We start from the raw sequence: 11,656 nt of genomic DNA, 5'->3' as shown, positions 1-11,656 counted from the left end.
CCTCAAATGCAGAATCAAGCCCCCCAAGCTGGTTATTTAAAATTCAATTTATTACGGATTTCATCTGCAATCTTAGGCAAAGCATCTGCTGCTTGAACTTTACCTTGATCAATCTGATCCAATATAGGCTGTAACATGGTTCTAGCTTCTTGTAATTGAGGGAATGATTTCACGAATATCGTATTGGATTGCATGGATTCGTTTACAACTTTCACGTTGCCAGGTACGTACTGCCCGGAATTAAACGTTTCCTGTGTACGTTTGATCGATGGATGCGCCCCCACAAGATTAGATTGGATATCTTGGCCTCCGCCATGTGTCAAGAACTCCAATAGCTTCCATGCTTCCTCCTGATGCTTTGTTTTGGAGCTAATCCCGATCGGCAGTCCAAGAAGCTGCGATTTGTTACCAGCTTTACCAGCGGGAACCTGAACGATATCCCATTTGAATTTGGCGTTTTGAGCGAAGTTAGACCAATCCCATGGACCGCCGAAAGTCATTGCGGCTTTTTGAGCTGTGAAGAGATTGCCGATCCCCTTGCTTTCTGCTGCCGATGGTTGAACATGATATTTATTCGTTAAATCCGCTACAAACTGAATAGCCTCTATCGCTTCAGGTTTATCAAACATGACGACCGGTGACTGTCCATCAAAATCAAAGCTCAAGCCTCCATTTTGCACGATCGCTTCGTCTCGGTAGTAGCTGGCAATGCCGAATTGCGTTACTTTACCATTAGAATCTTTAATCGTTAGCTTTTGAGCAACAGCTAGAAAGTCGTTCCAAGTCCAATCATCATTCGGATACGGTACTTGCGCTTTATCGAACATATCCTTGTTGTAGGCGACATGAATGTTAATCAAATCGCGTGGAAATCCAAAGGTTTTGTCCCTCCATCGGCCAATGTCTGTGCCTCCAGGCAGCCAATCATCCAGATCAATATTGTTTTTCATAATCAGATCATCCAGCGGCATCAGCAATCCTTTTTCCGCGAAGTCTGGAATTTTGTCACCCACCCAGAATACATCAGGCAAATTATTGCCAGCTGCCATTGTTACTAGCTTGTCCGAATACTGTCCATAAGGTGCCGTTAGAATATTGACTTTTACGGTAGGGTTTTGCTTCATAAATTCATCGATAATAGCTTTATCGCCTTTCAACTCCTCTGGACCATTGCCCCAAGCCATGAAGTTTAGTGTTACTGCTGAACTAGAACCACCGGAACCTTTGGACGTAGACTGATCAGTTGTGCCGCATGCAGCTAGAGTCGAAGCTAATAAAACGGATATACCGAATGCCATGATACGTTTCTTACTTTTCATTCTGACTTCCCCCTATAAATGTCATATTTATTATTCCTGACCGGACATGTGCCCTGATGCAGGTAATAACCTGGATTAGCCCTATCCCTTGATTCCCGACAATGCTATACCTTCGATAAAGAATCTTTGTGCAAGGAAAAATAAAACGACCAATGGAGCGATAACCATCGAACTAGCAGCCATTCCAGGTCCCCATAGTGAATTCTGAACACCGTTGAATAACTGCAGCCCGATCGCCAAAGTAAACTTAACCTGATCGTTCAGATAGATAAGCGGCGACATAAAATCGTTCCAGGACCACATAAAGCTGAGAATCGCAACCGTTGTGATTGCGGGACCTGAAAGCGGCAAAATGATTTTTGCGAATATGCCGAATGTAGAACAGCCATCAATGATAGCGGCATCTTCTAATTCCCTGGGAATGGTCTTGAAAAATTGTCTCAGCAAGAATATAAAGAAGGCGCTTCCCATAAAAGCTGGAACAATCAGAGGCAAGAATGTGTTTATCCAATGAAGTCTTGAGAAGATTAGATAAACCGGAATCATTGTGACTTGACTCGGAAGCATCATGGTTGCCAGAAGCATGACGAACCAGAAGTTTTTACCTTTGGCAGAAATTCTGGCAAAACCGTAAGCGACAATCGAACTGGATAGGATCGTTCCAATTACTGAACAAGAAGTAATAATAATGGTGTTTAAATAGAACCGACCAAACGGAACCAGTTCAAATACTTTAGCGTAATTGTCCCACTTCACCTCATTCGGGAATAAGGCAGGGGGAAAAGCGACAGCATCGCTTTCGGGTTTGAGTGAAGTAGATACCAGCCAAACGAACGGAAGGATAAAGACCAACGACAATAAGATAAGAAGTGCATATGTGATGGTTCTATCAAAATTATTTGCTTTGACTAAGGATGTCTTGGACAAAAGCTTTCTCTCCTCTCACAGAGCTATTGGTCTTCTGCTTCGTAGTACACTTTTTTGCCGAAAACTTTAAATTGAATGAAAGTAAACAAGATAATAATCAGAAATAGGACCCAAGCCAGCGCGGACGCATACCCCATTTTGAAATACTTGAACGCGTTGTTATACAAATACAGGACATAGAATGTGGAAGCATAATTAGGTCCGCCATTTTGGCCACTGGCATCAGTTGTCATAACGAAAGCTTGAGTGAAAATTTGGAACGAGCCAATCAAACCCATGATAAGACTGAAGAAAATGACGTTGGACGTCATGGGAACAGTAATGCGCCAGAACTTCTTCCAACGAGTCGCACCATCAATCTCTGCCGCCTCATATAGACTAGGCGATACACTTTGAAGCCCCGCGAGATAGATGACCATGCCGCCGCCTACCCCCCATAGGCTCATAATAATTAATGACGGCTTAACCATATGCTCGCTCATAATCCAGTTAGAGGTCGGCAAATGCAGGTAGGATAGGATCGCATTTGCCAAGCCAAATTCAGGCTGGAATACTAATAACCAAAGAAGCGAGCTTGCTACTGCAGGAACGATAGAAGGTAGGTAGAAGATCGTACGAAAAACCCCAAGTCCCTTGACCTTCTGATTCAACAAGACAGCCAGCAGATATCCAAATACCAATCCTAACGGCACACTGATAAAGGTGTAGTACAAGGTGTTCCACAGGGAAATCCAGAATATTTTGTCATGGAACAGTGTTTTATAATTCGATAGGCCAACCCAATTCGCATCGCCGAATATTTGCCAATCCGTAAAAGACATGTAGAGTGAATAAAGCATGGGGCCTGCAGTTAATCCAAGAAAGCCTAATAACCAGGGCGATATGAACAGGTAGAATAATCCCGTTTGTTTATCACGCATCTCTCTTCCTCCATGTGATGAAAGTGCTTACAGTTTTGAGTAAAACAAAGCTTCCATAGAAGACTGGAGCAATTGGCCCAATTCAGGGCCAATCAGATTAGAATTTGAATCTAGGGAGAAGATCAGCATGAACGGCAAGTTGATGATCAAATGCTTGCAAGGCTTTCTCTTTGTCGACAATGGCAGGATCTCGTAGCATTGCTTCACGAGCTGCCTCCCTGCTGCCCGTTGCAGCTGATGCTGCAACGAGACTATGCACATCGGATACCTGACGAATAAGATTAGCTAGTTTATCCGGGAACGGATTCAGTGGTATGGCTGCTAATTTTCCATTCGATACCTTTACAGGCACTTCGACGATGCGCTCATCTGGAAGATATGGGATGGCACCATCATTTCGGATGTTTAAAATATCAAAATATTCTGACTTTCTAGTGTGGAGCGCAATAGCAAGATCAACCGGGTGTTCCCAACTCGAATGTTGGAATAGTTCCTTCCAATCTACTTTCCCGTCCGCAATATGTTGTATTTCAATCATTCTCTGTTTGCGTTCCTCTTCCGTCCCGTGATAAGGAGGTGCCGTTGGATAATGAATGCTTGCTACGAACGGCAAATATTCTGCATGATGATCCACTGCACCGGCAGCTATTCCGCCGTATTCGGAATACCAGTTTCTCATGATTGCAAGTTCCCTCTGAATGGAAGAGTCGAACTGTTCCCATGTCCCATTCTGGATTCGTTCGGTTAATTGCGGCAGTAAGTCTTCGCCTGTCCTTCGATCACGAATGGAACAAATCCAAGCGAAGTGGTTCAAACCACCGGTTACGATATCGAGCGATTCTGGACTTCGGCCAAGTAAATGAGGGATTAACCTATATCCATCCGCCCCTCGGTACGCGATATTACAGAAACCGACAACGCGAATGGAGGTATACTGCTGTACAGCCGTTACGACTCTGGGCATCGGATTCGTAACGACAAGAAGCATGGCTTTGGGGCAAAGCCGCTCCATATCTCCACAGACATCAAGCACTAGGGAAATGGCGCGCAGAGAGTTGAGCAATCCTCCGATACCACCGCATTCTCTAGCTTGATCAGCTAGCCCAATACTGGAGAGGTATTCGAAATCCATACACCAGCGTTTGGCCCCTTGCGGTGAAGCGGAAACAATAACGAAATCAGCTTCCCGCAAAGCTTCTAGACGTTCTGAGGTCGCTTGAATCTCGAGCTGTACCCCTAGCTCCTTGGCAATCCTTCTTCCCGCAGCTGCCATTGCTTCAGCAGCTGCTATATTAGGGTCAACAAGAATTAACGAACCTTCAAGCTTATGCTTGACAATTGCATCCTCAAGTACAGTCGGTGCAAAGACGAAACTCCCGCCGCCAATCAAAACGATTTTCATTGGTGTCTCTCCCTGCTTCATTGATTACGAGTCTCTAGGTGCCAATTCGTACATTGATGCAGTTTCTCGCGTATTTCATCGTCATAACGTTTGGTATCACCGGCGAACAAGGTAAGCGTCGGAATTGTGAAGGCTTTGTTGCTCTTGTCGATGGACGACCAGTTCCAACCAATCTCATGGATCCCCGAGCTGCCGTTGAAAGCAGGATAAGCAAGATACTCGGTTTGTCTGGTATAGCGCAGCATTGCGTGCTCTAAACCGAGGGGGCCCCAACTAGTGGCGAAAAGTCCGAACAGTCCCCACAGTACGTCGTACCCGTCCTCGCCCATTAACAACTTGCCAGGGTGGCGCCTAGCAAATTCATTTGCAAAAGCAGAGACTCCCTCGAATGGCGAATAGTCGGGCGCATTGGACCACCGAATGGCCCCATCTAAGAAGATGCCGTCAAAGCCATACTTGTTCATTAACTCATCCACTTTATTCAGCATGTAATCACGCAGACCCGGATGCCCATAATTTACGATATATCCCATGTTCTCTTGCGACAAATCGCTGTTCCAATCGATCCAATTCTGAATCTGAGGAATTCCTTCGGTATCTTTCAATACTGCATCGAGCATATTGTTTTCCTGAAGAAATTGGCGAGTCACCAGATTGGGGCCGCCTAGCATTGGAATAACTTTGACACCGAGCGAGTGAGCGGTCTCAACCAGCTTACGTAGACCTGCTTCTCCTCCTAGCCGTTCGCCCGCCTCGTGATAAGGATAGGTGTAGTAGTACCGACCATCCCACGCAGGTAAAAATGCGAGAATATGTTTGCCAGGCATTTCCCTGCATAGATCTCTAAGTTGTTCCTCCATATCATGGAAAGTGTTGAACACATGACCCGTCCAATGTTCGCCGTGGAAGTTGACGACGACTCGAATATCTTCTATCCATTGCAGTTCTTCACGATTTTGAAATGGCCTAACACCGAAGTCATGTTCCAGATCTTTGCAGCGTTCAGCGACAACTTGTGCCCTGGATTGGACTTTGCCCATTTTCCATTCCGGCAGCTCAATTTGGTTTGTCCACTTACGACGATCCTCCTCGAAAGAAAGAATGAGGACGGGCGCCTGTTCTTCCATGTCGTAATAAGCTGCAAATCCCTTCTTTCGAACCAAGTTATCTTTGGAAAGGGCATACCATTCTTGTGCGATGCTGCTTTCGTTTGCTCTTTCCCCGATCATAACGAGCGGCATCATTGCATCTCGACCAGGATAAATCAATGGATGAATGCCACTTGGATACTGGAATTCTCGTCTGCCCATGTTATCTGAATCTGCGTCAAAGTACGTAATATCGATACCGATGATATGAATAAGCAGCGATTTACAAAGCTCTGTTGCATGTTCGCCTTGACCGTGGATGGAGAAGGATCCATCATCATTTCTTCCAATTGTAAGTGCTAAGGATCCTTCAGCTGATAACTGCCCCCCGGCTGCCCACAACCGTTTTGAAGTAAGCTGCAACTTTCCATTAACCTCCACAGTTTGAGTATGCTCTGGTGAAGGACAATAAATATTCTCTTTCGTCGATAGTCGAATGGCGAACTTCAATCCGCCATAAGTCACGTAGGTATCACCGAAATAATAAGCAAGCGTATACATATGTCTCTCCTTAGAAATCAAATAAATTGTACTGTCGATGAATTGATTTTAACTAGAAATTACATGACAATAATAGTATTATTAAGAACATATTTCGTACGATTTAAACTAGTCGAGAGGTGGTACACAAATGCCCTGTTATTATTTTGATACCCCACCCCTGCCTCATTTCTATATTTGTGGAGAACAGATTATTAATAAAGACGAATCTCATGCCGCACGTTCGAACATAGGCGTTTTCGATTTGCTTATCGTACTGGAAGGAAAGTTATTCATAGGGGAGGCAGATCGTCAGTGGGAATTAAAACCGTGGGACATGCTTATTCTTCGTCCGGATGCCCATCATTACTCTACCGCTCCGAGCTCTGAGAAGACTCGTTTTTTCTGGTTGCATTTTCAAGCTGGTTCACGCTGGTTTGAAGTGGAAGAGCAATCTCAAGAGGAAACCTTGCCACTCGAATTAAGTCGATATCAACATTTCGGCAATACCTATTCGTTATATATTCCAAAGCACTGGTCCATCAAAAATAAGGACGATGTTAAAAGAGAAATGAGTCTGTTATTGACATTAAACAATAAAACATCCATGACGAATGGTTGGGAACAGCAGTCTGCATTCCAGAGGTTGATTCGAATCGTTTTTCAAGAAACGCAAGAGATGAGTGCTTCTACTAGTCAGCTATTAATCGAACGAGTGACAGAGTATCTAAGAAATAACTATAAAGATTCGATAACGAATGAAGCATTAGCTGAAGAGTTTCACTTTCATCCTGTATACATCACTAGAAGTATGCAGAAGCATCAGGGATGTACACCCTTGCAGTACTTGATGAAAGTTCGCATTGAACAAGCTAAGTTGTTGTTAATCAACACGGACGGCAGCATTGCAGATATCGCAAGCGAGGTAGGGTTTGACAGTAATACTTACTTCACGCGCTGTTTTCAAAAAGCGGAAAACAAAACGCCGCGAGAATACCGAAATCAATTCAGAGCCTAATGCAAAAGAGCGAACGCGTTCATTAACGATGAACACGTTCGCTCTTTTAATGCGGGACTTACTCTTTAGCTTTGTTCCATCTATCATTGAATTGGTCAAAGACGGTTTGCAGGTCAGTAGTTGCAACCCACTCCTGAACATATTCACCTGACCATAAATTCCAGTTCGCTGCATTTGCTGTTCGAAGAAATTGATCATTGGGCGGAACACTTTCTAGAAACATCGGTGAATAAGATATAAATTGTTTTATTTGAGGCGAACTGCTATCTATGGAGATTGATGAGTTGACAGGAAGAAACCCTTCTTCCTCTACAACCCCGGATTCCTTTACGTAGAATTCAATCCATGCCTGGGCTAAGTGTTTATTCTGACTAAATTTGCTCACACCTAAGAAGAAATCCGGAAACAGTGGTGCATAATGAATAGTGTCATTATTGTACGGAAACGGAAAGAATCCCAGATCTTCGGGATTAGCACCTGCTTCAATTGCCTGTTTGATAAACCAATTACCATTAAAGTACATAGCAGCATCTCCGCTTGCTAGTTTCTGCTTGGATGTTTCCCATTGATCCTCCATTAAATTAGTCTCAACGTAGCCCTTACTAATAAGAGATTGTACAATTGTTATCGATTTTCCCCAAGCGTTATCAAGAACCAGAGGTTTCTCTTCGTTTACCATCTCGTTTAAATAATTGGCATTTCCGGACATGAAACTGACTAGATCCTCTCCCCAGATTTTCATCGGCCATCGGGCTCCATAATTTAGAATAACGGGTGTAATGCCAACTTGTTTTAACTTTTCACATGCTTTAAAAAAAGAAGTTAATGTGGATGGTATCTCATTAATTCCTGCTTTTTGAAAAGCTTTCTTATTGTAAATGATTCCAACGGTAGATACACCAGTAGTAATACCATATCTGATGTTATCGTACGATTTGTAGTCAGAGAATCGAATATCTTTGAACAATGTATTTGGCAGTGGTTCAAAATATTGTGGTAAGTCTTGCGATAACATGTTCGCTGGAATAAGTAATACATCCCCCATGTTTTGGGTGGCTAGGCGTGCCATAATGTCTGCAGTATAGTTACTGAACCCTTGAAATTGCACTGCGACATTTGGATGCATTTGTTCGAATTCATCTGCATATCGCTGCAATTTACCATTTTCAATCAAATCAACTCGGTTGGTTAAAACTGTAAGCACCTGATTTTCTCTTGGTTTTAAGGAACTGTTGTAATCTTGCTCAGTCTGCGGATTATTGTGAGTACAGGCTGAAAGTATTATAGTTAAGGCAAAAACGAAAGGCACGCTATTTCTGACTTTCTGCATTATTTCTCGTTTCTCCTTCTTAATCAAGCCGAGTAGGAAACGCTTCACTCCATCATACTTTAGGAATTGTATCATTACTACCATATAAAATATTTTACAGGAGGCTGAATCATGCTCCAACAGTTGGGGTACTCCGCTGCTGACAAACTGCTGATCATTAACGCTGATGATTTCGGTCTTACTCAAGGAACCAATGAATCCATTATCCGTTTATTCGTTTCCGGTCGCCTTTCATCTGCGTCTCTTATGATGCCTTGTCTCTCATCAGTGGATGCGATTAACAGAAGCATAGCGGCTGGAGTTAAGCAATTCGGCATCCATCTCACTTTAACGAGTGACAACTATCAGAACTATTCGCCGGTTTATCAAGAGCGCCCTCTATCGAGTATTACCCGGTCGGACGGTACGTTCCATATCGATTGTGCTCAGTTCGAACGTCAGGCAGATGTCGAAGAGGTGCGAATCGAGCTTGAAACACAAATTCAACAGGCCTATGCATCGGGCGTTGATGTTACTCATTTGGACAACCATGCTGGAAGCTTGTTCGGACTGCATACGGGGAGAGACTTTCTAGAAATCGCATTTGATCTAAGCATCAAATACCAGCTGCCGTTCAATCTGCCTCGTCGGATTGTTGAACAACCTTATTTTAATAATGACCAGCTTCAGTTGTTTCAGACTCGATTAGTCTCAGCGCGAGAACGTGGCATTGTACTAATCGACGATATGATCGCACTCCCCTATTCCTTCCAACCTATGCCTGAATACGCCATCATGAAGGCTAAATTGATGGAACTGCTGCATTCATTGCAACCTGGCATTACGCAGTTGACGGTTCATCCTTCTCTAGTGACGGATTCACTGCGAGCATTAACAGATTGCTATTCGGAGCGGGAAATCGAACATCAACTACTTCAAGACGATGAAATTATGCAGATATTGCGTCTGGAGGAAATCCATCTCCTATCTTGGAAAGAAGTTCGCGATTTGCAAAGAAGGTTATAGAGGTTGCAAAAAAGACTCCTGTGGCCATATCGGACACAGGAGCCTCTTCATATCGTATATTCACAGCCACTCTACAGACCTGCCGCTGCCTTAATGCGCTGCCGCTCCGCCATGATCAGCGCCTTTAACGGTTCTGTACCGAATGCGCCGCCAATGGCGTTCGCCTTCGGGTAGAATACCATTCGGAACGATGTTCCGTCCTTCAGATAGACGCGAAGGAAGACACCCGATTCATGCATCGTCTTCTTATACGTCTCGTCTGTTCCGACATACGCCAGCGGCAGCAGCAATTGAACGAATTGTTCAGAAGCTTCTGGCGTGAAATCACCGATCGCACTGCCATCATTGCCGCTGTCGAGACCGACTCTCGCGACTTTACCCTCGATATCCAATAAATCCGCCATCGTCCTTGCGTTAGGGTTCGTACCTGCTTGATAGACCTTGTTATCAGCGATGACACGGAACGACGGTTTGTACCCTTTCATCGCATAGATCGGTGTTCCAATCGGAAGAAAGGCAGCATCGCCGTTAACGGCTTTATGATCCGCACAAGCATGCTCGTCAAGCATATAAGCGACGGTTCCCACCTTCTCGCCAAGCTGATCCGAAGAAACCGTACCGACACCATCCACATTGCGGCCATAGGTAATATCATTGATCATCACGAAATCTACCCAATCGATAACCCCGCCGCAGTCTGTCGATGGTCTCATTTTCTCCTTGATCTTCTCACCGCAGCCGGTTGCGGCCAGGATGAGGCAGATCGCGAGCGTCCATCCTGTCAATCGCCGAAGTCGTCGTAATCGATACACTTTCTATCACCTCATTCATTAGACGACTTCGACCACGCCAATGTTACAAGCTTGACCCGCTCTTCCCTGTTCTTGCGGCCAATACTTGCAAATCCAGCCCCTTCAAAGCCCCTTCGATCAGCTCAGGCAGCTTGTCAGGCGTGCAGCCGAAGCATGGAATGCCGAACTGGGCGAGCTTCCGCGCAACATTTTCGTCATACGAGGGTACGCCATCATCTGCGAGCGCGAGCAGACAGATGACTTTGACGCCTGCCTCATGCATCTCCTTCAGCCTGCGGATCATTTCCGTCCGATTGCCGCCTTCGTACAAATCGGAGACAAGGATGAACATCGTTTTCTTCGGTTCGGTAATGAAAGGCTCGCAATACTGGATCGACAGATTGATATCCGTACCGCCTCCCAGCTGAATGCCGAACAGCATATCGACTGGATCGTTGGCGCACTGCTCCGTTAAGTCAACGACTGCGGTGTCAAAAGCAACCACCCGCGTATCCAGCGATGGCATGCTTGCGAAGATCGAACCTACAATCGAAGCGTAAATAACGGAATTCGCCATCGAACCGCTCTGGTCAATATCGAGAATGACGGTCCATTCCTTGCTCTTGCGAGCACGATCGAAGAAATACACCTTCTGTGGTATAAGCAACTGCCGCTCGACATCATAATGCTTCAGATTCCGACGGATCGTCGTCAACCAGTCTAAGCCGCTCATCGACGGCAGCGGCGTATGCTGCCTGCGATTCAAGGCGCCGGTAACTGCGCGCGTCAAATCTTGCTCGAGCCGCTTCATAATCTCTTGGACAACTTCGCTCACCAGCTTCCGAGCCGTCTCCTTCGTCCGTTCCGGAATATGACCGCGCAGCGACATTAAAGTCGCCACCATGCCGATATCGGGCTTCACTTGGGATAACAGCTCCGGCTCGAATAACAGCTGCGTCAGACCTTTGCGATGAACGGCATCCGCTTGAATGACCGATACGATATCCGGCGGGAAGAATGTTCGGACATCGCCCAGCCATTTGGCAAGCTTAGGCGATGAAGCTCCCAATCCCGCTGATCGTGGCTGACTACCGCTGCCTTGGGCACCGGAATGTCCGCCAGCGCCAGCGCCACCGCTTTCTCCCGAAGCGCCATCGTAGATCGCAGCAAGCGCCTCATCCATCAGACGCGCTTCCTCATCCAACAGTTCTGCGCCTGGGGCGCCGCTGCCCTGCGCGGTTCGCAACTGCTCATCCGCCGCAGCGCCTAGAATAAGCCGCCAACGTTTCATTTGTTGTTGATCAGGTATCGTCATA

The 11,656-nt window shown here is 45.5% G+C and carries 10 protein-coding genes; 2 read left to right on the top strand and 8 right to left on the bottom strand.

Annotated features, from left to right (window positions below; translation table 11 throughout):
* Window positions 1-32: 32 nt before the first annotated feature.
* The 5 genes from SBI19_RS01655 to SBI19_RS01635 all read right to left on the bottom strand — a co-directional run bounded on the left by SBI19_RS01655 (window position 33) and on the right by SBI19_RS01635 (window position 6,217).
* A complete protein-coding gene (locus SBI19_RS01655) occupies window positions 33-1,319 on the bottom strand; it encodes an ABC transporter substrate-binding protein (RefSeq protein ID WP_317964457.1) in 1,287 nt (428 codons plus the stop codon).
* An 81-nt stretch (window positions 1,320-1,400) separates the two neighbouring features.
* Window positions 1,401-2,246, bottom strand: a complete 846-nt coding sequence (locus SBI19_RS01650; RefSeq protein WP_317964456.1) for a carbohydrate ABC transporter permease — start codon at window positions 2,244-2,246, stop codon at window positions 1,401-1,403.
* Between the two features lie 23 nt (window positions 2,247-2,269).
* Entirely contained in the window at window positions 2,270-3,166 is an 897-nt protein-coding gene (locus tag SBI19_RS01645) for a carbohydrate ABC transporter permease (protein WP_317964455.1), read from the bottom strand.
* Between the two features lie 97 nt (window positions 3,167-3,263).
* The gene (locus tag SBI19_RS01640) at window positions 3,264-4,568 is read right to left on the bottom strand and encodes a family 4 glycosyl hydrolase (RefSeq protein ID WP_317964454.1); all 1,305 of its coding nucleotides are present in this window, start codon (window positions 4,566-4,568) and stop codon (window positions 3,264-3,266) included.
* Between the two features lie 17 nt (window positions 4,569-4,585).
* On the bottom strand, window positions 4,586-6,217 hold the full coding sequence (locus tag SBI19_RS01635) for a hypothetical protein (RefSeq protein ID WP_317964453.1): 1,632 nt from the start codon (window positions 6,215-6,217) through the stop codon (window positions 4,586-4,588).
* A 130-nt stretch (window positions 6,218-6,347) separates the two neighbouring features.
* On the opposite strand from SBI19_RS01635, the gene SBI19_RS01630 reads away from it, so the two are divergent.
* A complete protein-coding gene (locus SBI19_RS01630) occupies window positions 6,348-7,214 on the top strand; it encodes a helix-turn-helix transcriptional regulator (RefSeq protein ID WP_317964452.1) in 867 nt (288 codons plus the stop codon).
* Between the two features lie 58 nt (window positions 7,215-7,272).
* On the opposite strand, the gene SBI19_RS01625 is transcribed toward SBI19_RS01630, so the two are convergent.
* Window positions 7,273-8,544, bottom strand: coding sequence for an ABC transporter substrate-binding protein (locus SBI19_RS01625; protein ID WP_317964451.1), 1,272 nt, complete (start codon window positions 8,542-8,544; stop codon window positions 7,273-7,275).
* A gap of 111 nt (window positions 8,545-8,655) precedes the next feature.
* On the opposite strand from SBI19_RS01625, the gene SBI19_RS01620 reads away from it, so the two are divergent.
* A complete protein-coding gene (locus tag SBI19_RS01620; protein WP_317964450.1) occupies window positions 8,656-9,549 on the top strand; it encodes a polysaccharide deacetylase family protein in 894 nt (297 codons plus the stop codon).
* 71 nt (window positions 9,550-9,620) lie between these two features.
* Here SBI19_RS01620 and SBI19_RS01615 read toward each other — a convergent pair whose 3' ends face one another.
* On the bottom strand, window positions 9,621-10,361 hold the full coding sequence (locus tag SBI19_RS01615) for a hypothetical protein (RefSeq protein WP_317964449.1): 741 nt from the start codon (window positions 10,359-10,361) through the stop codon (window positions 9,621-9,623).
* Between the two features lie 43 nt (window positions 10,362-10,404).
* Window positions 10,405-11,655, bottom strand: a complete 1,251-nt coding sequence (locus SBI19_RS01610) for a VWA domain-containing protein (RefSeq protein ID WP_317964448.1) — start codon at window positions 11,653-11,655, stop codon at window positions 10,405-10,407.
* Between the last annotated feature and the right edge of the window lies 1 nt (window position 11,656).

The sequence above is a fragment of the Paenibacillus sp. CCS19 genome (assembly GCF_033239625.1).
Lineage (GTDB): Bacteria > Bacillota > Bacilli > Paenibacillales > Paenibacillaceae > Paenibacillus_T.
The sequence above is the reverse complement of the archived record's forward strand: the minus strand, read 5'-3'. Positions and strand labels throughout refer to the sequence as shown.